The organism is Pedobacter sp. SYP-B3415 (genome assembly GCF_004138205.1).
Taxonomy (GTDB): domain Bacteria; phylum Bacteroidota; class Bacteroidia; order Sphingobacteriales; family Sphingobacteriaceae; genus Pedobacter.
In genome coordinates this window covers 1-20455 of record NZ_RXNQ01000035.1, presented here as the reverse complement: position 1 = coordinate 20455, position 20455 = coordinate 1, and the positions used below count along the sequence as shown (strand labels likewise).

Here is a 20455-nt window from a genome sequence, read left to right as displayed (position 1 = left end):
CTAACGGTTTAATGATGTGATGATGTCATTCAACTGACCTAAATGCCGTTCGGTGTGTGCCTGTATAAAAGCTATCCATTCCAGTCGGGTAAGGTACCCGAACCCGGGCAGTTCAAATCCAAGACAAACCGGCTGCAGGTCTTCTGACGCGGCAAAATGACTGATCTGAGCCGTTACGCCGCTGAGTGCACCGACAAGTTCTTCCCTCGGAATTGCATGCGCATCAGGGAGCAGCACCTCGGGCGAAGTCATTTTAATGCTTCGGTCGAGAAACATGGAGCAAAGCGATTCGACATTTTGATCGGCAGGCCGCGTACTGCGTTCGGTCGGTCCCTGAAGAACACCGACAACCTGGTAAGACTTGAGTAAATGCTGTCCGACCTGCGAAGCCGTCCAGCTGCCGGAGAATGGAACCCGGTCAAGCTTGTCCTGGCTTAGATCGGATAACTTGGTAATAAGCTGATTAAAGCTGTTGTCGAGTTTTTTCTGAAGTTCATTCATGGGATGTAAATTTTTCGCTCAAGTTAGGTTTTTGCGCGCGGATACGCAAAAGGTTGCTGGTATCTTCCTGCGACAGCAGGTATTGAAATCTGTTTTCTGGAATATAAAAGAATAGGGAAGAAAGGCCGTCAGATCATTGACTATTCTAAAAGGTTCAGGGATAAGTAAGGCGTCTGGTCCAGGTCCGCGGTGCACGGTCGTTTCCTCCTGTGAAATTGTGGCGCCAGTGTACTTAGCGCTGAGAACACTGATCTAAACGATATAAACCGTCTTAATATTAACGAACTCATGAATCCCGAACATGCCGAGTTCCCGGCCATAGCCAGACTGGTTGATGCCGCCGAAAGGCAGGCGCGGGTCTGACTTTACCAGTCCGTTTACAAAACAAGATCCCGCCTGCAGCCTGGTTCGTGCAAGCAGTTCGCCGGTTTCAGTATCGCTTGTGAAAACAGCAGCCCCGAGACCAAAGACCGTATCATTTGCGAGTTGTATGGCGTGTTCGGTATCCCGAGCGGTGATGATGGATGCCACAGGCCCAAAAATTTCCTCGCTGAACGCCGGCATGCCTTTCTTAATGCCGCTTAAAACAGTCGGTTCGTAGAATGCATGGTTTCCTGGCCGGTCCGGAATCCGGCCGCCCATCAGGCACTTTGCGCCGGCCTGAACGTTTTTGAGCACCTGGTCGTGCAGTTCGTCGCGCAGATCGGCACGTGCCATCGGGCCAAGATCTGTGGCGGCATCAAGCGGATCGCCGGTCGCCCTCTTTTTAATCTCATTACAAAACAGGTCTGTAAACTCACGTTCCACTTTTTTATCTACAATAAAACGTTTCGCTGCAATACAGCTTTGTCCGTTGTTAATCAGCCTGCTCGATGCACATATAGCTGCTGCCTGCGCTAGGTCTGCATCATGCATCACCAGGTATGGATCACTTCCGCCGAGTTCCAGCACTGTTTTTTTTAGCAGCGAGCCCGCCCGCTCTGCTACCTTCATGCCGGCCGAGGTGCTTCCGGTAAGTGTAACCGCCTTAACCAGCGGATGAGTTATGACTGCATCTACCGCAGAGGCGCTGATCAAAAGTGTCTGGAAAACGCCCGCAGGGAAACCGGCCTCAAGAATAAGGTCTTCGATAGCCAGCGCACACCCCGGGACATTTGAGGCATGTTTCAATAAGCCGCAATTGCCTGCCAGCAATGCGGGTGCAAGAAATCGGAATACTTGCCAGAAAGGAAAATTCCAGGGCATGATGGCAAGTACCAGGCCCAGGGGCTGAAATGTGACGTAACTTTTGCTCGCTTCCGTTTGTACCATCTGGTCATTGAGAAACGAAGCGCCGTTTTCAGCATAATAAGTGCATACGGCTGCGCACTTTTCAATTTCGGCGTGCCCATCCTTCAGCGGCTTTCCCATCTCGGCTGCCATGAGCATTGCGAGCTCATCCTTGCGCTTAGCCAGTACATCTGCCAGTTTGAGCAAAAGCTGCGCCCGCCTGGCCATCGGTTGCTCCCGCCATGCAATCCAGGTCTTATGCCCCGATAAAATCTTTTTTTCCGTCTGCCCCGCAGGCAGTTCTGTGTAACGCCTGATCTTTTTGCCGGTAACCGGATTGATAGAAGTAATCGCCATAAGGATAAATGCTATTGAAGCTTTAACGGCGAGACATGGGATTTGTTTGGCGCGGAAAGAGAGAGCTGGTCTACAGAGTCCTGATCCCCGTTCGTCGACCAATCCAAGCCATATGTCGAAAAACCCCAGGGGAAATGTAACTGATCTACGAAAGTGTTCGTCTTATTAGAAATTAAAACCAAAAAACTCAATCCCGTTTAAAATGAAACTTTTTACATGCATCATCCTTATTTTTATATCTGCATTTTCTGCAATGGCACAACGCTTCGTCAGGGGAAAAGTGAAAGACGAAAAATCTGCCGGCGTTCCGTTTTCAACCGTGTTACTCATCCCTGAAGGGCAGACATCCCCGGTTGCGCAAAAAATAGCCGACAGCGCCGGTAACTATGAGCTGCAGGCAAAAACCAGCGGGAAATACAGGCTCAAGGCTTCGGCGGTGGGTTACACAGAGAAAAGCATGGATGTTATAGTTGGGCAGTCTGATCTGAAAGAGGATATTACACTGAAAAGTACAGGTCAGCAATTGTCTGATGTTGTTGTGGCAGGCAGAAAACCGCTCATTACCCGCAAAGCTGACCGCATCGTGATGAATATCGAGAACAATGCGCTTGCTTCGGGAAAATCTTCCCTCGAAGCCATGAGCCTGGCTCCGGGCGTTTTTGTCAGGGACGGCAAGATATCAATCAACGGGAACTCAGGCACCCGTGTCATGGTTAACGGAAAACTGTTGCAGCTTTCAGGTGATGACCTGACCAATTATCTCAATTCTTTGCGTAGTGATGAGATTGAATCGATGGAGATCATCGCCCATCCACCGGCCGAGTATGATGCCCAGGGCACGGGTGGAATGATAAACATCGTACTAAAAAAACAAGGCAAAGCCGGTCTGAACGGTTCAGTTTATTCGAACTATCGCCAGGGTCGTTATGGTGGCTTTGATAATGGGGTGCAGGCTAATTTCAAAAAGGGGAAGCTTGGGGTATTTGCTAATTATTCCTATTCGAACATGAAACGTTTTAATGATATTGACCAGAGCAGAAATTTTCCGCAGAATGGTTTATACAGTGCCATTAATAACGGGATCAGCCGGAATACAGGTCAGCGTATCCGTGTTGGCGGAACGTTCGATATTAATGATAAACAATACGTTGCGGTTGATTATACAGGCTCATTGGGTACCTATAATGATGATTTTTCCGCCCGTACGCAGATCATTTATCCGAACGTGGCGGGCAATTCGGTAAGCCGCGGCGTTTTTCCCGCCAGGTATGCGAGCGACTACCATTCGGTGGGACTGAACTACCACCTGAAGACTGATACAGTCGGATCAGAGCTGGTCATCCTGTCTGATTTCAGTACAAACAATGCCCGCAACCGATCTGAGGGACGCACCTCATTTTTTAATGGCAGTGAGCAGTTTCTGCGCGATACCGCATTCCGGAACTCTACACCCAGCGAAGCAAAAATTTTTACTGCAGATGCCAAATACATACAGTCATTTGGCAAGCTCGGCAAACTTACCGGCGGCGGAAAGATCTCAATAACAGATATAGATAACCGTGCGGCATTTGAAGCTTTCTCCCGGGGAAGCTGGCTGCAAAACACTGCGCAGGACTTCACTTATCTGTATAAAGAAAACATCCTGGCAGCCTATCTGAAGTTTGATGCTACTCTTGCAGGTACAGATATACAACTGGGCCTGCGCGGCGAAAACACTGACCTGACCGGGACCCTTTTCAATAACAACCAGGTTACACCTAATAAACGTGATTATTTCAATCTGTTTCCGAGCGTTTACCTGAAGCGTAATTTGAATGAGAAGGGGAGCTACAGCCTCAGTGCCAGCTACAACCGCCGTTTCAACCGGCCGTCATTCTTCGACCTGAATCCGTACGTGGGGTATATCGATAACTACTCTTCCTCAATGGGAAACCCGTACCTTACGCCCGAATTCAATAACGCTTATGAATTGAATTTCACCATGGCAAGCAAGTACGTTTTCACTGCAAGTTATACCCGGAACCGGGATGCGATTAATAACATTATAAAGACGGCAGATAACAACCCGGAGATGATGATTCAGCAGCCAAACAATATAGGGTCTACGGAAAATTATCTTATCGGAATTTTCGCTCCCGTGAAGGCAGCAAAATGGTGGGAGATGCAATATACGGCACAGTTTAGCAATCAGCGTGTTGATGCACCACAATATTCAATCTCCAAAAACATCCTGACGCTGCAGACCAACCAGTCATTCACGCTCCCAAATCAATGGTCAGTGAATTTGAATGCATTTTATTTGTCTAATATAATTTTTGCAAATGCAGTCATTGATCCGCTTTATGCCGTAAACGTCGGTGTGCAGAAGAAACTGTTTAAGAACAAACTCGTGCTGAAAGCCAACGTCGACGATGTGTTTTTCACAAACAAAGTAAGCGGTGCTTTTTTCTTTAACGACCTCACAATGAACTTTTCACAAGTTCAGCAGGACAGGCGGTTTACCCTTGGACTGACATGGAACTTTGATCTGGGCAAAGCGTTCAAGATGAAAAATGTGGAGAGCAGCAGTGATGATGTAAAAAGCCGCCTCAAATAGCCGCATTTTCAATCTGTACTTTTAAGAAAGCCTGGCCCTGATGCATTTGACGTATCCGGGCCGGTTCTTAAATTAGCGGTATGAATGATACGGAACGCAAAACGCTCATAGAACTTTATATTCAGGCGTATAACACTTTTGATGTAACAGGTATGCTCGCCGTACTGGATGCTGAAGTTGTCTTCATAAACGTGTCGGCGGGTCAGGTAACTCTCCGGTTGGAAGGAATAGATCAGTTCCGGACTCAGGCCCGTGCGGCTGCAGCCTTTTTTTCAGAACGATCACAAACGATTACCGCCATGCGTCATGAAAATGAGTATACAGAGATTGACATTGACTACTGTGCTGTTGTTGCAGAAGACCTGCCTAACGGATTAACAAAAGGTCAGGTGCTCAAGCTACAAGGACGTTCCGTGTTCACGTTCAGCGAGACTAAGATTTTAACAATCGATGATTTTAGCTGAAGCAGCGCTATGCGTATTGCGGTGCCGGTTTTTCAATTTGTACGGTAGTTTGCCTGCGAATCTAACTCTTAACGGCGCCGAGCAGGGGAGCTAGATTTCCTGGATGGTGACAGCCGTTACACACGGTCAATTGTGAGGAATAGAGGTTATGCAGGATGGCTCTTCAACTCATACTCCTTTATAAGTGCTTCAGCGGGTATTCTGAGCAGTTTGCTGAATTTCCGGATCATTGTGAGGGATAAGGCCTGTTTGTAATTTAACACTTTGCTTACGGTCCCTTTATCCCCGTATTCTTTTGCGAGGTCAGCAGATTTATAACCAAAATCTTCCATGCGGATTTTGATAAGCTCAATGGGATCAACTTCGGGCAGATCCCATTGCGCCTTTTCGTATTCGGAGATGAGATGCACAAGAAGAAGCATCTCTTTATGCTCTTCGGTGCCTTTTACCGCACGTTTGATTTGCTCGTATCTGGCAGTAGCCAGTTCGTAATCCTGTTCAGATTTGATCAGGTACCATTGTGAACTTGTAGCCATTTTTTCTGTGCTTAAATTTAAATTGTTTCGGCATCAATTTTATCATAGTCGTTATGGGTGCCAATAAATCTTATCTCTGCAATCCCATCGTCGAAGTTCAGCTCTACGACAAGGCGATATTGATTCCCTGAAATCTTGAACCTTGCCCGCTTGCCCTTTATAATGCTTGCCGTAGGAAACTTTCCAGAACGTCTTTGCTCTGTTTCCATTCAAGATCTTTCTGTTACCGTTTTCCATACCGACAGGCTTTTGGCCGAGTCAGCATGTTTGTGCGCAAAAAGCTGTAACTTCTTTAAATAAATGATTACCATAATCTATGAAAATTTAATCAAATTACATTTTCATAATTACTAAATTTGTATATTAATTAAAAATTAAATTATAAAATAATACACTCACTCCTAAAGGTTAACAAGTATACACAACTGTTGTTGATTTGCCAACTTTTTTTCATTTTTTATCAACCGCCTGGTTCCCGGTTTACGGTAATGATGTCGGCCCGTTCAAAAGTGAGATTCACGGAGCGCTTGCCTCCCGGCCGGGTCCGGTGCAGAACGCCTGCAGGCACGGTGAAAATGTCTCCGGGACAAAGTTCGGCGCTTTCGTTTTCAAGATCTATCCAGAGTTTTCCTTCCAGCACCATGAATGTTTCGTCAGAGTTTGGATGCAGGTGCCAGAAATAGTCTTTCGTCATCAGCGATATACGCAGCACATGGTCATTAATGGTTGAGAGGATGCGATTTTCATAGTCGCCGGCTAGGTCGCCAATTATGTGGTGCAAACTTATGGCAGTCAGGTGGTGGGGAAACATCAGAAGCTCAGGATTGAATTGTCTGCTCTAAAAAAGTTTCAAGAGTCGTTTCAGACTGCAGCCAGATAGTTCCCTCTTTTTGAGCGCCGCTTCTTCCTGTTCTTACGAAAGCTGTCATTTCAATAAAATTCTTTGTTGCGTCGGGAGTAAAGCCCATTGCCGATATGACTTTTCCCCACTCCTCACGCGGAAGTTCTTCCGCTATTATTTCTTTACCGGAGTGTTTCGAAAGAGCTTGTGCCACATCATTGGCGCTGTATGTTCTGGGCCCTTCGAGCTCATAGATTTTATTGCCACCGGGACCGCCGGGCATCAGTTTTGCGGCAAGTGCTGCTACATCAGCCGGTGCAACCATGGGAATTTGCAGATCGGGAGGGAAAAAGGTCGGAAGAATCCCGCTTTCTTTAGCCCCCTGGAAATTAAACAGCCAATTGCTGAAATAATAGGCAGGCCTGATAAAAATCTGCTCCACTTCACTGTCGGTAAACGTTTGTTCAAGTATGTTAGATATGAGAAGGTTACCGGTGCCCTCATTGTATTGCGCACCCATCGACGATATGGCGACTATTTTATGGATTGACGACCTGCGAATAGCGAACCTGTAATTGTCGAGAAGTGCCTTTGCATCGGCAAGTACATCCTCGCTTGCACCGTCTTCGGGAGTGATAATAAAGAGTGCCCGGCCCCCCTGAAACGCCTGGATAAGATTTTCCCGGTCATGTGCATCGGCGACGAAAGTTTCTGCCCCCTGATCGAGTAAGACTTGTTCCTTTGCCGCCGATCTGACTATTGCCCGCACAGGCTGACCGTTTTGCAGAAGATTTTTGACAACCATCGAACCAACCTGGCCCGATGCTCCGATAATAATGTTCATGATAGCTGTATTTGAATGTATGGTCATGCCGGTACTGCCGCGGCGAATGGGATGACAGACAAAAAACAAGCAATTGCTGCCGAAAGTTTTTATGGATTAATTAACAATCGCCATGATTAATGAAATGCTAGCAGACAAAATCATAAATTGCTGGTATGAAAGCAATCCTAATCTTCAGTTTTTTCATCTTTGGTTTACTGCCAGACAGCAGCGCCCGGCAAAAGCCCAGCCTGGTCATCGTACATGGCGCATGGGGCGGCAGCTGGTCGTTCAGGAAAACCGACTCCATATTGCGGCAGCAGGGGATAAACGTATACCGTGCAAACCTGACGGGTCAGGGCGAGCGTGTTCATCTTTCATCAAAGGATATTGATCTTGATACGCATATCAAAGACGTAGTAAATCTCATCCTTTATGAGGATTTGCATCATGTTATTTTGGTTGGACACAGTTATGGCGGCATGGTCATAACTGGAGTGGCAGACAGTATTCCGGACCGGATAGCCAAACTCGTTTATCTTGATGCTTTTGCGCCAAATGATGGTGATAATGCGTTGACCGTGCATGGGGGCAAGGTTCCCGGGCAGGTAAAAAGCCAGGAATTTATGGTGCCGGTCTGGGTGAAGGAAAACCAGCCGCCCCCGAAAGATGTGCCACAATCGTCAAAAACATTCTTGCAGCCCGTAAGGCGCCGAAACCCGGCAGCACTCAAACTTCCCGCAACCTACATTCTGACAGTAGATCCGGGCCGGACCGCTTCGGCTGATTCTTTTTACCCTTCATCACAACGGGCAAAATCGCGCGGATGGAAAGTAATCGAGATGAGTGCTGATCATAATCCGCAGATGACTGCTCCGGGCAAACTCGCAGAATTTATCAGCAAAGAACTAGAGCCGGATCCCTCATAATTGCCTTATACCACTCTATCGATGACAACAGACAAAAAAAAGGTAGGGCGTGCGCGCACAGCGACCCGGTTTATTTTTCTGGTGTGTGGCCTTGGCATGGCAAGCTGGGCCCCCATGGTGCCCTTAGCCAAAGAACGCCTGCATCTCAATGAAGCCGGCCTGGGTGTGATCCTATTGATGCTTGGGGCCGGCGCCATCGTCATGATGCCTGTTGCCGGGTTTTTTGTTCACCGGTTTGGAAGCCGGGTCGTTATGTTGGCTTCCGGTCTGCTTATGGCAGCGGCGCTTCCGTTGCTTATGCTTGCCGGCACACCCCTGCTGCTGGGAACCGTGCTCTTTTTTTTCGGTGCCGGCGTTGGCGCGATTGATGTTTCAATGAACGCACATGCAGTCGTTGTTCAAAACCTGTATGGTAAGCATATCCTTTCATCCTTTCACGGCCTGTTCAGCATTGGCGGTTTATTTGGATCACTTGGTCTAGGCTTTCTGATCAAAACAGGACTTTCCGCCGGGCTGGCGGCCTGGTGTATCTCGGGCGTGCTCGTACTTATCCTGCTATTTCAGTACCGTTGGCTTTTGTTGCCCCGGGCAGAACGGTCGGCATCTGAACCTCCGGCAACGCCAGGTAAAAATACGCACGGGAAAATGTTGTGGGCAAAGCCCTCTGTACTGTTTATAGGGCTAATGTGTTTTGTGCTCTTTCTCGCAGAAGGAGCCATGCTTGACTGGAGCGCATTATTTCTGCGCGACCATCGCCGCATGGATGCCTCGCTTGCCGGCTCGGGCTATGCTGCTTTTTCAATCGCCATGGCATTGATGCGACTGCTTGGCGATGGCCTGGTTGAGAAGTTCAGTCCGCGTAAAATCGTATTATGGGGCACCATGGTTGCTGCCTCCGGATTTATGGTTGCCGTACTTTTACCATGGGCTGCAGCGGGCTTACTGGGTTTTGTCCTGATCGGACTTGGTGCGGCGAATACTGTTCCCGTTTTCTTTTCTGCGGCCGGCAAGATTCCCGGGGTGCCGCCCGCAATAGCGCTCCCCGCCGTTACCACAATTGGCTACACCGGACAGCTGGCCGGTCCGGCCCTGCTCGGTTTCGTCGCATATGAGTTTTCGTTACCCATTGCCCTTGGGTTTACCGGAATAGCTATTTTTCTTGCCGGATTGGCATTTTTTGTTCGCAAGGCTGCCAAATCCTGAAGTTAAACGGCAAACAATTAATGCTTCTTTTTCTTACATTAGACACATGCCAGAATTACCAGACCTCGAAGTCTTTGCCGCAAACCTTGAGAAGCGGTTCAAAGGAAAAACGTTGGAAGAACTTAAAGTTCCGATTGATAAAAAGCTTAACGTACCCGTAGCTGAACTGAAAAGCACACTGGAAGGACACAAACTTGCGTCAGTAAGCCGGAACGGAAAAAGTCTGTTGCTTGACTTCGGAAACGAGCGTAAGCTTGGTCTACATCTGATGCTTCATGGAGAATTGAAGTTACATGATGCGGACCGGGCGTACCGGTTCCCGATCATAGAATTTTACTTCAAAGGGGATACCGGTTTCGCGCTGACGGATTTCCAGAAGGCCGCCACCCCAACATTAAATCCGGAAATTCCTGATACACCCGATGCCTTCGCTATTTCTGAAACGGCATTCCTTGAATTGCTTGCCAAAAAGAAAGGAGAGGTCAAGAGTGTGCTGCTCGACCAGAAATCCATACGTGGTATCGGAAACGCTTATGCTGATGAAATACTTTGGGAAGCACGGATCTCACCATTTTCGGCGGCAAAAGCCATTCCCGAAAAGAAAGCGAAGCTACTCTTTAAAGTCATGCAACAGGTACTAAAAGAGGCTATACAAGAGATCAAAAAGGCAAATCCTGAACAGCTTAGCGGCGAGTTGAGGGACTTTATGAACATTCATCACAGTAAAAAATCCAAAAGCCCTACAGGTGCAGCGATTCTGACCGATAAACGCGGTGGGCGCACAACCTATTATACTGAAGAACAGAAACTGTTTACCGGAAAGTAACCACCGCGGGTTTTATCCGTACAATCCCTGCTCTGTCCAGTAGCTTCGTAATATTATAAGTCAGGTCCCATTCGAACCAGCGTACCGCATTGTTTGGCCGGCCGGGGTGCTTATGGTGGTTATTGTGATAAGCCTCGCCCACAAAAAGTAAATCTACAGGAAGAATATTCTTGGAGGTATTGTTCAGGCTGAAATTTTCGTACCCGAACTTGTGTGCCCACCAGTTCACCGCGATTCCGTGAAGTGAACCCATAATAATCGTAAGCGGGAACAGAAGCCACAGCCACCATGAAGTGGCAAAAAAGAAATAAAATGCGAAATATATGGCTACCCAAAGCAGCCGCATCTTGTAATTATGCGTAAAGCGGTCAAATGTTTCCCATCTCGGCAGGTCTTTATGGTATTTCTCATCTGCCTGCATTTTTCCGATCCAAAGATTGAAATAATAGTTCCTGGTATCCCATAGCAGCAGAAAAATGTTCGGCTCATTATGCGGTGAATGCGGATCCAGGGCCTTGTCGGTATGTGCATGGTGAATCCTGTGCATCAGGCCGTATGTAGTCGGGCTGATGTATGAAGAGCCCTGGCTCAGGAAACTGCAGATGTAAAAAAAACGCTCCCAGCCCCGGCTCATGGTAAAGTGACCGTGGGCCGCATACCGGTGCATAAAAAATGATTGAAAAAACAGCGAAATGTACCAGTGAAGGACGAAAAAGATCAGTATAGCCATAAGTAAAGCAGGGGGTTAAGAGCTACGCAACGCTGTGAGATCAAACCTGCCTTCGCTATATAAACGAAGGGAAGGTACGGTTTAGATTTCAATTCTCAGCAATAAATAACTGGAGGCTGGCCACCACTGCCTAAGTCAGTGCCATAAACAAAATGGATGTAGTCCTGTTCCTATGAACGCGTAGAGGTAAAAGGCGCGGCAGTAGAAAATTCACTCCGTTTCTGATCCTGAGCTTCAAAAAAGTATGACTGAAAACAGCCAGCGATATTTTACCGGCACAAGCGGCCTGCTGCTGCCGGTTCCGAATAAAAGTTTTTATCCCCCAGCTTTCCAGGAAAAAAGCCGGCTAACCTATTATGGGCACCTGTTTAACAGTCTCGAGGTAAACAGCTCTTTTTACAAGATGCCACGTGCACAAACACTGCAGAAATGGGCAAGCGAAGTACCTGATGGTTTCAGGTTTACGTTTAAACTTTTTAAAGGGCTTACGCATAATAAAGGCCTGGAATTTGATGAAGCCGAGATTCATAGCTTTCTGCAAAATATCGATGCTGTGGGCCTGAAAAAAGGCTGCATGCTGGTACAGTTTCCCGGGAGTTTCCGCCCGGCCTGGATGCACCGGCTGGAATATCTGTTCCGGCTGATCCGCGAACATGATCCGGCAAAGGACTGGCACACCTCAATCGAATTCAGGCATGACGACTGGTACAAACCTGCTACATACGACCTGCTTGCGCGGTATGACATGGGCCTTGTGCTGCACGACAAACTTAGCCAGGGCATCATGCTTGGCAGTCTCCAGCCCGGAAATGCGGTTTACCTGCGTTTTCACGGCCCTGAAGGGAATTACCGCGGCACGTATGAAGACGATGTTTTGTACGAATATGCAAGTTACATACAGGAATGGCTCGACGAGGGACGCACCGTATACACCTACTTCAACAACACAATGGGTAGCGCCATCAGTAACCTTCAAACGTTAAGAAAAGCCGTCTTGAACGTATAGGCAAGCGGCAATTTTTCAGCGCCATGCATGCTCAAGAAAGCGCAGCCAGTTCCCGTGCATGACCCCGGTTATATCTTCAGCGGAAAAACCCCTGTTGCTGAGCAATTGCGGTATCTTCTGAAGATCAGCGATGGTTTCCAGATCATAAGGACATTGCTCCCGGCCAAATGCTCCGTCAAGGTCAGAACCGATGCCAACATGCTGCGCACTTCCTGTTAGCTGACAAATATGATCAAGGTGATCAATTGCCGCTTCCAGATTGCAATTCATGTCTGCCGGGCTAGAAACACCGCGTTGCCAGCCGGGAACGATCATCCAGGCATCGAGGGCCATGCCGATTACAGCTCCGCGATCTGCCAGTGCCAGGATTTGTTCATCACTAAACTGACGATTGTGATTAACCAGGCTCCGGCAGTTGTTATGGCTTGCCCAAACCGGACCAGCGAAGTGCTCAAGCGCTTCCCAGAACGAATCATCGCAGAGGTGCGTGGCATCAAGAATGATGTTGAGTGATTCCATTTCCGATAGTAATCTGCGTCCGGCATCGCCCAACTGCCCGCTGGCATCGGTACCCTGTGCATACCGGCCCGGGCCATAGTGTGCCGGACCAAGCGCCCGCAAACCCGCCGCATGCGCGATATGAAGGTAGTCGGGTGTAACGATAGAATCTGCTCCCTCAAGACTGAGTATATAACCAATAGGTAATTCGGTATGGTTTGTGTTTTCATTCCAGAGTTTTACATGGCTCCGGAGCGTTTGTAAATCAGTGATTTGAACCATCTCGCCTTTTGCTTCCATGGCACGGTACCAGGCAAGCTGCCCCTGGGTCTGTGCCCAGGCCTGTTCAGGCGAATGCCATCCCGGCAGCGGGTTGCCGGGCGCCACATAACGGGCAATCTGCGTCGCTACGACCAGGCCGATATTACCCTTTCTTAATTCCGGAAATGCAACCACGGCGTTACCACGATCAGGTTTATCAGTAAGTCCTGTTTCCCGGTCATTGATTTCGGAAACCGGAACGGAAAGGTCGCGGTTCCATTCCATAGCGTTCATAGCCAGGTCCAGATGTGCATCAATCGTGAACATAATTCTCAGATATTTATTTTCCGTTTTCTGGCTGTAGCCGGCCATGTACCCGTTTTTTTTCCTGCTACGATGGTTACAGCTTCTTCATGAAGCGCGACGGTAGGACAAATGTGCCAGGGCAGGGCATAAATCAGATCACCCGGCTTATAAGATCCGGCCAGCGCCGAGCCGATAATCAAATGCTCCTCACTATGACCTGTGATGGAAAAGGAGGGATCGAAAGGAAATCGCAGCCGCTGTGCTAAAGGCATCTCAGACGCGACGGCCTTATGGCCAGGATCAAGGCATAACCGGCCGGGGCCGGGAACAGAAATCACGCGCCCCAACAGCCAGGCTGCGGGCTGGAAAGCCTGTTCAGGGTATTGTTCCTGGTAACCGGCATCCCAATAGATAAACGTGCCCGGACTGCAGGTTACACGGTTGCTCTCCAGATGCAGCAAAAATGTAGGCGTGCCGCCGGCAACGAGTTCCAGCGCTGTGCCGGTCTTCTCTTCCAACTCATCAGCCAGGCTAAAAACAGGCCGAAAAGCTTCTTCCCAAAGGCTGCGCCTTATATCAAGCTCAAGCTGATGAATGTGCCCATCATAAGCATGCAGCCCGCGTAACCGAAGCTTGTCACGGCCCAGAATAACCGACGCCAGACCGCCTGCTTCCTGAACAGCGATGCCGGTTCTATGCATACCCACATCAAGGTCGATATACAGATCGAAAACCAATCCATGCGCTGCGGCTGTGCTGTTAAGACGATCGGCTACCGCCGGATGGTCGACCAGGCATGCGAAGCGGGTATTGGGATAACTGCCGATGAGCTCTGCCAGGCGAAAAATGTTCGCGCCGACAGGTTGGTAAGCAAGCAGGACTTCGGCCGCACCTTCCATACCAAGCATCTCTGCTTCGGCAATCGTGGCACACTTGAAGCGATTCAACCCTGCCTTAAGCATAAGCCTGACTGCATGAGCAGATTTGCAGGTCTTGACATGTGGCATCAGGCGGTGTGTTCCGCCTGCCATTTGAATAAGCAGATCGATATTGGCCTGCACAAGCTCCGGGAAAACGACCAGGCAGGGTGTCTCCAGCGCTTCCGCCTCATCGATTGTGAGCGCCCGGGGAATCTTCAGGCTCATGGCACTAGCTCAAACAAGGCTTCGACTTCCACTGGAATATTGTCTGGCAAGGAGCCCATGCCTACTGCGCTGCGTACGCCAATCCCGTTTTCCTCGCCCCAGACTTCGGCAAAAAGCTCGCTGCAGCCATTTATAATATAGGGATGCTTTTCAAAATCGGCGGTACAGTTCACCATGCCAAGCACTTTGATTACACGTTTGATTTTATCAAGCGTTCCGAAGTTGCTGCGAATGGTAGATAGAATGGTCAAACCGACCTGACGCGCCGCCTCCTTGCCTTCTTCGGCACTCAGGCCTTCGCCGATGCGGCCGATGATCAGGCTTTTATCATCCCTGACCGGACCGTGACCGGATACATACAGGTACTTGCCGTCGACAAGGAATGGTTTATAAACGCCCAGAGGGGTAGGAGCGGGCGGAAGCGAATAGCCCATATTTTCAAAACGCTGATCAGGACTTAATGTGTTCATATATTGAAGTTTTAAATAAAGACATTTAGCAGGAGCACACCGCCGAGGCCGGCTACAGCTACGATCGATTCCATCACTGACCAGGACATAAATGTGTCGCGCATGCTGAGGTTAAAATATTCTTTGAATAGCCAGAAGCCAGAATCATTTACGTGCGAACAGGCAAGACTTCCCGCCCCGATTGAAAGAACCATTAAGTTCGGGTTCGCCTGCCCGGCCTGAATGAGCGGCAGGATGATCCCCGCTGCGGTCAGGCCGGCTACTGTTGCCGAACCTACACAAATGCGGATAATGGCGGCAATCAGCCAGCCAAGTACCAGCGGCTCCATATGTAAGCCCTGCAATGCCGCTCCAATTTCCGCATTCACGCCAGATTCAGTAAAGACCTGTTTCAGGGCACCTGAGCCGGCGATGATCAGAATGACCGGCATAACGTCTTTTACAGCGGCTATACTTTTTTCGATCACTATGGGCAGGGTATGACCGCGACGGATACCAAGCGAAAAAAAAGCATAAAACAGCGAGATCATCATCACCACCGAGGGGGCGCTGATAAAAGCAAGAATGCGCAGGCTCGTTTCGCCCGCAGGGAAGACCATTGGATAGACCGTCGTTGCGATCAGCAGAAATACGGGCAGCAGCGCCGAGAAAAAGCTGTTAAAGGTACCCGGCAGCTGTTCATCAGGCAGGTCTTCGGCAACAAAGGTGGCAAGCGGCAACGATGGTATTCTTAGCAGGCTTCGGGAAAACAAGGGTCCGGCAATAACGATCGTAGGAATTGCAATAGCAAAGCCATACAGCAACGTCAGACCCATGTCGGCTCCAAACTGAACAACCAGGGCAGATGGCGATGGGTGAGGGGGTAAAAAACCATGTGTAACCGAGAGCGCGGCCAGCATGGGGATGCCTACGCCAACGGCAGGTAGCCGGTATTTATAGACAACCGAAAAAATAAGCGGAACCATCAGTACAAAGCCGACACCATAAAACAGAGGGATACCTATAATAAAGCCGACAACCATCATTGCCCAGTGGATATTCTTCGGACCTGTTAAGCCCATCAGCACACCGGCAATCTTTTGCGCAGCACCACTGTCGGCAACGAGTTTACCGAACATCGCGCCGAAGGTAATCAGTATAAGCAGCGACGAGAGCATGTCTCCAATGCCCTTTTCAACCGCACCTGTGATTTTTTCAGCGGGCATACCCAGCACGGCCGCGGCAAGAATGGAAACGACCAGGAAAGCGATAAATGGATGCACCTTGAAGTAACTGATCAGAAAAACCAGGATCGCGAGACAAATGAAGATCAATAGGAATGTCATTCCTGCTAATTTAATGTTATTCTCCGGATTCCAAAGCAGGTCCTGCAGCCGGCGTTAGCCGGCAGAAATCAATTTTATGCCGGGACATTTTCGCTCTGACCATCGCATTTACTGAAATTGTAGGTATGAATCACAGACAACATCCGGCTTTAAATAAACAGCAGCCCAAAGCGATCGCTGTAGCAGCGCCCGCTTTCCGTATTTTTCCCAAATGGCAGCAGATTGCCGAAAAGATCAGCAGGCTTATTGCGCTGTACTCAAGCAGATAAGCTGCGGGCCGGGGTTAGAACATTGCCTTCCGGCTGAGCACAGCAATAACCGTAAAAATCGTTTGCCAATTTGTCTGATCACTGGCCGGCAAGCCGTAAATTGCGGTTATGGATCAGACCCTATTAGACAATCCCGCCTGGGCGGCCCTCAATGGTCCTCAGGCGCTCTTTGCTGTCGGCAACGGTTGTGCCGTCCGCTATTCGCGCGAGCTCCTGCCTTTCGCAGCGCTTGCGGAACCCACGCACACATGCATTTCCGCACTTATGGAACTTACTGAGCCCGGTGAGCATATGTACCTGATCGGCGATTTGCCGGAGCTTCCCCCAGATTGGCAGCTGCTCAGTTCTTTACCATGTACGCAGATGCTTCTTGGTTCCATGCCGGCAAACGTACATTCGGAGGTTCCGGAATTGCTCGGGCCCGAAGATGCTGCCGAAATGTTTGAACTCGTAAACCTGGTACAGCCTGGGTATTTTGCCGCCGGTACCGGTTTGCTTGGCTGTTATTACGGTATCCGCCATTCAGGAAAACTCATCGCACTGGCAGGCGAGCGGATGCGGCTGCCTGGTTATGTCGAGCTAAGTGCAATTGTGACCCGCCCCGGCTTTACCGGTCGTGGTTACGCCCGCACACTCATTTCCAAACTCTGTGGTGTGCACAGCAGGCAGAGGCTTCAATCGTGTCTGCATGTTGCGCACAGCAACCAGAGGGCAATCGGAATTTATGAGTCAATGGGTTTTGTGCGGCGCCGGGAAATTACTTTTCACAAGTTACAGTGGGCAAATTAATACTTCTGTTTTCGCAGCAGCGCTGCTGGCGCAGCACCCGTAAATTTTTTAAAATCCCTGATCATGTGGCTTTGGTCGCAATAACCGTTCATGGCGGCGGCAGCGGTCATAGCTGGCGCCTTCTCGGCGGTAAGACATTGATAAGTGCGTAAAAAGCGTTGTAGGGTCAGAAATTCTTTCGGGGCCATGCCTGTATGCCTGTTAAAGGCACGCTCGAGTCTTTTGTAGGCGGCTGCGTTCTTTCCGTGTACTTCAGAAAGCCTGTTCAAACTGCCGGTACTATCCTGTAGATAATTCAGAAGGTCGTCTTTCGCACGCGGTTCAGCATCGTTTGCAATTCTATTCAGGGCAAGAAAGTGCTCTGTGTTATTCACATGCTCTTCCGCTGTTAGTCCCGCCCCGGGATGTGAAAATCCGATGCGCTCCAAAGGCAATACCGCCTGGCTGCGCAGATCTGCCGGAGGGAGCGCAGTCATTTCAAAAAACAGCGCCGGCCTGAAGCGGAAAATGACAAGAAAATCGCCAGCTTCCTGAAGGTCCAGGCAGCGGTTTTCGAAATAGGGACTTCCCACCCAGCCGCCATGGAGCGTGACCGTCTGGCCCGCACGTTCAATCAGCAAGCGGCTGTGCGGATTTGCCGTGATAACAAGAGTCGGGCAACCATCACTAAAAAATACAGACCTATCCGGAATGAGCGCCGCAGGAACGATCAGTATTTCGCTGACAAGCTGCGCCGGCACTGCACGCGGTGCCAGCCGGGCAATCTCCGCCGGACCTGCCTGATGAAGATATTTGAAGAGACTCAGTGGCATGGGGCAAATTTACGCATTCGGAATGTCTTTGTAAGGTCTAAATTATCCAATATCAGCAGGTTTGGCTAACCGATCTTTGTGGAAAACAAAAACATGATTCTGCCAATCGTGCCATACGGACACTCCATTTTACGAAAACCATCCAGGCCAGTGCCGGCGCAGTGGCCGGAACTTCCTGCCTTGCTAAAAGATATGTGGGATACGCTTGATCATGCTGGCGGCGCCGGACTTGCTGCTGTGCAGGTCAACATAGACCTTCGCATATTTATTGTAGATACAGGAGCAGACAGCGTGCCGCCGATTAAAAAGGCCTTTATCAACCCTGAGATTGTCTGGCACTCAGCCCACCAGGAATTTGACGAAGAGGGCTGCCTGAGTATCCCCGGTTTGCAGGTTGAAGTACCGCGCGCTGCTGCGGTACGACTTCGTTATCTTAATGAGCAATTTGTGCAGGAAGAGGAATATTTTGAAGGCATCGCGGCCCGGATTATTCAGCATGAATTTGATCACACGCAAGGGCGGCTTTATCTTGACCGGCTGAAGCCCCTGCAGGTTCAGATGCTCCGTAGCCGTCTGGAACGCATCAGAAAAGGAAAACTAAGCTGCGCTTACCCGCTTTTGGAAAACTAATTGGTCTTAAACTCAGCTGACTCAGCACGATGTAGATATTCGTTAGGCAAGCTCGGGTAACTAATGACGCTTGGGAGCGCGTGTAACCGACCGCTGCACAGTACCCCGCTAAACCTGGCCGACCACTCGGGTAATTTGGTTTCAGGTACTCGGTTTTTGTTCTTACGTGTGTCAGATGACCTGCACAAATGCACTTAACAGCGGGCGGAGGGACAAGCGGTTGCTAAATATTTATCCACAACCCTGAAACCTTCCCTGATCGCCACCATCTGCCAGTTTGCTCAGGCACTTGCATAAATTGTTCATTGGCGCTTTCCTAAAAAGTTTTAGCATCAAAAACCGCCTTTTACGTTAGCAGGACGGAAATTTTATACATATACGCTTATGTTAAGAATGTTACAGGTACCTGGCTGCATTTTCTAAGAAAAGGCAGTTGATTGATGTAGATTTAGCCTATAAATCATTCAAAACCATGAAAAATCCTTTGATCTTCCTGTTGTTTGTTGCGGTGTTAAGCTATGGCTGCAAGAGCAGAAAAGTGGGGCAGCAAGCCAACGCTTATCCTGAAGAACGTCTGGGCTGGAAGCTCGGATCACAGGCATATACATTTAACCGGTTTGATTTTTTTCAGGCCATTGCAAAAATTGACAGTTGTAAACTGCGGTATGTTGAGGCTTTTCCTGGCCAGCGGATTGGCGGAGGGCTGGAAGGGCGAATGGACTATCATATGCCGGCAGAGCGACGCCAGCAGATTCTGGCCAGGCTAAAGGATAGCGGCGTCACTCTGTATGGTTATGGAGTCGTCACGCCGCGGTCGGCCGATGAATGGAAACAGCTGTTTGAGTTTGCGAAAGCGATGGGCATTCGTACCATCACATCTGAACCTCCAGTGGCAGATCTGGATATGATCGCGGGGCTTTGCAACACGTATAAGATCAATGTTGCGTTACATAACCACCCTAAACCATCAATTTACTGGGATGTAGATTTCGCCCTGCAGTCAATAGGAACGAAGAGCCGGTACCTTGGACTCTGTGCTGATATCGGCCATTGGGTACGGTCCGGACTGGATCCGGTGGCCTGCATGAAGAAAGCACGCGGACGTGTGCTGCACATGCATTTCAAAGATCTCAACGAAAAAAGTGCCCGCGCCCACGATGTGCATTGGGGAAGCGGTGTCTCAAATATTCCGGCGGTACTGACCGAGCTGAAAGAACAGCGTTTTAAAGGAATGATCTCTGCCGAATATGAATACAACTGGAAGAACAATGCCCCGGATGTTGCTGCAAGCGTGGCATTTTTCAGATCAGCGCTTTAGTTCGTATTTAGTAGTTCGTATTTTGTATTTAGACGTGACACATTTTTTCGAGATTTGAGATATGAGTCCTGAGACACATAAATAGTATAAAGGTGTTCGTAGTTCGTATTTAGACGTGATGCATTTTTTTGAGATGTGAGATTTGAGTCTTGAGACGCAAAACCCCACAGCAGGTTATGGCGTATTGAGGGGTTAGCCGCCAAGACTTACAACCTAATACCTACAACTTAATACTTTATGGATTCATGGCTCATGCCTCTTTATGAAGTCATCCAGACAGAGCGGAGCGGCGGAAGGATCTGATTCGGGATCACAAGTCAGATTCTTCGCTACGCTCTGAATGACCCGTGGGGGATAGCGATCTGTAATGAAGGTAATGGATTATCGTGATTTGAGATATGAGATATGAGTCTTGAGACGGACGTGTCTTGTCCTGAAATAGGTTGACACATTAATCAACTTAAAACAAGGATTATCATGACAAAAAGTAATCGTAAAGTGATTCGGTACAGTATTAGCTTCAAGCAGAAAGTAGTAAAAGAGATCGAGCA

22 protein-coding genes are annotated in these 20455 nt (G+C 49.0%); 10 read left to right on the top strand and 12 right to left on the bottom strand.

The features are described 5' to 3' along the window. Together EJV45_RS16320 and EJV45_RS16315 are read right to left on the bottom strand one after the other, a co-directional pair. Positions 1-501, bottom strand: a complete 501-nt coding sequence (locus tag EJV45_RS16320; protein WP_129717345.1) for a DinB family protein — start codon at positions 499-501, stop codon at positions 1-3. A gap of 252 nt (positions 502-753) precedes the next feature. Beyond that, the gene (locus tag EJV45_RS16315) at positions 754-2127 is read right to left on the bottom strand and encodes an NAD-dependent succinate-semialdehyde dehydrogenase (protein ID WP_129717343.1); all 1374 of its coding nucleotides are present in this window, start codon (positions 2125-2127) and stop codon (positions 754-756) included. Between the two features lie 202 nt (positions 2128-2329). Between EJV45_RS16315 and EJV45_RS16310 the strand changes: the two genes are divergently transcribed. Both EJV45_RS16310 and EJV45_RS16305 read left to right on the top strand, forming a co-directional pair. Beyond that, positions 2330-4723 carry an outer membrane beta-barrel family protein gene (locus EJV45_RS16310; RefSeq protein WP_129717341.1) on the top strand — a complete coding sequence of 798 codons (2394 nt, stop codon included), beginning with the start codon at positions 2330-2332 and terminating at the stop codon, positions 4721-4723. Positions 4724-4803: 80 nt separating this feature from the next. Further along, a complete protein-coding gene (locus EJV45_RS16305; protein WP_129717339.1) occupies positions 4804-5187 on the top strand; it encodes a nuclear transport factor 2 family protein in 384 nt (127 codons plus the stop codon). Between the two features lie 146 nt (positions 5188-5333). Here the strand turns inward: EJV45_RS16305 and EJV45_RS16300 are convergent, their stop codons facing one another. From EJV45_RS16300 to EJV45_RS16285, 4 genes are all read right to left on the bottom strand, one after another. Beyond that, positions 5334-5723, bottom strand: coding sequence for a type II toxin-antitoxin system HigA family antitoxin (locus EJV45_RS16300; protein WP_129717337.1), 390 nt, complete (start codon positions 5721-5723; stop codon positions 5334-5336). Between the two features lie 17 nt (positions 5724-5740). Further along, positions 5741-5932, bottom strand: a complete 192-nt coding sequence (locus EJV45_RS16295) for a type II toxin-antitoxin system HigB family toxin (protein WP_129717335.1) — start codon at positions 5930-5932, stop codon at positions 5741-5743. Between the two features lie 251 nt (positions 5933-6183). Then, the gene (locus EJV45_RS16290) at positions 6184-6504 is read right to left on the bottom strand and encodes a cupin domain-containing protein (protein WP_240755309.1); all 321 of its coding nucleotides are present in this window, start codon (positions 6502-6504) and stop codon (positions 6184-6186) included. A 37-nt stretch (positions 6505-6541) separates the two neighbouring features. Next, positions 6542-7408: an NAD(P)H-binding protein gene (locus EJV45_RS16285; RefSeq protein ID WP_165305085.1), complete on the bottom strand. Its 867-nt coding sequence runs from the start codon at positions 7406-7408 to the stop codon at positions 6542-6544. 155 nt (positions 7409-7563) lie between these two features. On the opposite strand from EJV45_RS16285, the gene EJV45_RS16280 reads away from it, so the two are divergent. Genes EJV45_RS16280 through EJV45_RS16270 form a run of 3 tightly spaced genes read left to right on the top strand, consistent with a single transcriptional unit; the run spans position 7564 to position 10345 of the window. Then, positions 7564-8316, top strand: a complete 753-nt coding sequence (locus EJV45_RS16280; RefSeq protein WP_129717329.1) for an alpha/beta fold hydrolase — start codon at positions 7564-7566, stop codon at positions 8314-8316. Between the two features lie 21 nt (positions 8317-8337). Further along, positions 8338-9519: an MFS transporter gene (locus EJV45_RS16275; protein WP_129717327.1), complete on the top strand. Its 1182-nt coding sequence runs from the start codon at positions 8338-8340 to the stop codon at positions 9517-9519. A gap of 46 nt (positions 9520-9565) precedes the next feature. Then, on the top strand, positions 9566-10345 hold the full coding sequence (locus EJV45_RS16270; protein WP_129717325.1) for a DNA-formamidopyrimidine glycosylase family protein: 780 nt from the start codon (positions 9566-9568) through the stop codon (positions 10343-10345). On the opposite strand, the gene EJV45_RS16265 is transcribed toward EJV45_RS16270, so the two are convergent. After that, on the bottom strand, positions 10332-11075 hold the full coding sequence (locus EJV45_RS16265; RefSeq protein ID WP_129717323.1) for a fatty acid desaturase: 744 nt from the start codon (positions 11073-11075) through the stop codon (positions 10332-10334). The genes EJV45_RS16270 and EJV45_RS16265 overlap by 14 nt on opposite strands. 244 nt (positions 11076-11319) lie before the next feature. On the opposite strand from EJV45_RS16265, the gene EJV45_RS16260 reads away from it, so the two are divergent. Next, positions 11320-12081: a DUF72 domain-containing protein gene (locus EJV45_RS16260; protein ID WP_129717321.1), complete on the top strand. Its 762-nt coding sequence runs from the start codon at positions 11320-11322 to the stop codon at positions 12079-12081. Positions 12082-12096: 15 nt separating this feature from the next. Here EJV45_RS16260 and EJV45_RS16255 read toward each other — a convergent pair whose 3' ends face one another. The 4 genes from EJV45_RS16255 to EJV45_RS16240 are packed head-to-tail and all read right to left on the bottom strand — an operon-like array spanning position 12097 to position 16086. Then, positions 12097-13167, bottom strand: a complete 1071-nt coding sequence (locus EJV45_RS16255; protein WP_129717319.1) for a dipeptidase — start codon at positions 13165-13167, stop codon at positions 12097-12099. A 5-nt stretch (positions 13168-13172) separates the two neighbouring features. Then, the gene (locus tag EJV45_RS16250; protein WP_129717317.1) at positions 13173-14291 is read right to left on the bottom strand and encodes a D-TA family PLP-dependent enzyme; all 1119 of its coding nucleotides are present in this window, start codon (positions 14289-14291) and stop codon (positions 13173-13175) included. Next, a complete protein-coding gene (locus EJV45_RS16245) occupies positions 14288-14761 on the bottom strand; it encodes a RidA family protein (RefSeq protein WP_129717315.1) in 474 nt (157 codons plus the stop codon). Before EJV45_RS16245 ends, EJV45_RS16250 begins: the two co-directional genes overlap by 4 nt. Before the next feature lie 11 nt (positions 14762-14772). Then, a complete protein-coding gene (locus EJV45_RS16240; RefSeq protein WP_129717313.1) occupies positions 14773-16086 on the bottom strand; it encodes a gluconate:H+ symporter in 1314 nt (437 codons plus the stop codon). 125 nt (positions 16087-16211) lie between these two features. On the opposite strand from EJV45_RS16240, the gene EJV45_RS19530 reads away from it, so the two are divergent. Both EJV45_RS19530 and EJV45_RS16235 read left to right on the top strand, forming a co-directional pair. After that, on the top strand, positions 16212-16355 hold the full coding sequence (locus EJV45_RS19530) for a hypothetical protein (RefSeq protein WP_165305084.1): 144 nt from the start codon (positions 16212-16214) through the stop codon (positions 16353-16355). Positions 16356-16463: 108 nt separating this feature from the next. Continuing rightward, positions 16464-17144, top strand: a complete 681-nt coding sequence (locus tag EJV45_RS16235) for a GNAT family N-acetyltransferase (RefSeq protein WP_129717311.1) — start codon at positions 16464-16466, stop codon at positions 17142-17144. Here the strand turns inward: EJV45_RS16235 and EJV45_RS16230 are convergent. Next, positions 17141-17956 (bottom strand): helix-turn-helix domain-containing protein, encoded by an 816-nt coding sequence (locus EJV45_RS16230; RefSeq protein WP_129717309.1) that lies wholly within the window; start codon positions 17954-17956, stop codon positions 17141-17143. The two genes, EJV45_RS16235 and EJV45_RS16230, sit on opposite strands and share 4 nt — an antisense overlap. A 78-nt stretch (positions 17957-18034) precedes the next feature. On the opposite strand from EJV45_RS16230, the gene def reads away from it, so the two are divergent. Beyond that, a complete protein-coding gene (def, locus tag EJV45_RS16225; RefSeq protein ID WP_129717306.1) occupies positions 18035-18586 on the top strand; it encodes a peptide deformylase in 552 nt (183 codons plus the stop codon). Positions 18587-19058: 472 nt separating this feature from the next. Then, complete coding sequence (locus EJV45_RS16220; RefSeq protein WP_129717304.1) at positions 19059-19904, top strand: sugar phosphate isomerase/epimerase; 846 nt, start codon at positions 19059-19061, stop codon at positions 19902-19904. The last annotated feature ends 551 nt before the right edge of the window (positions 19905-20455 follow it).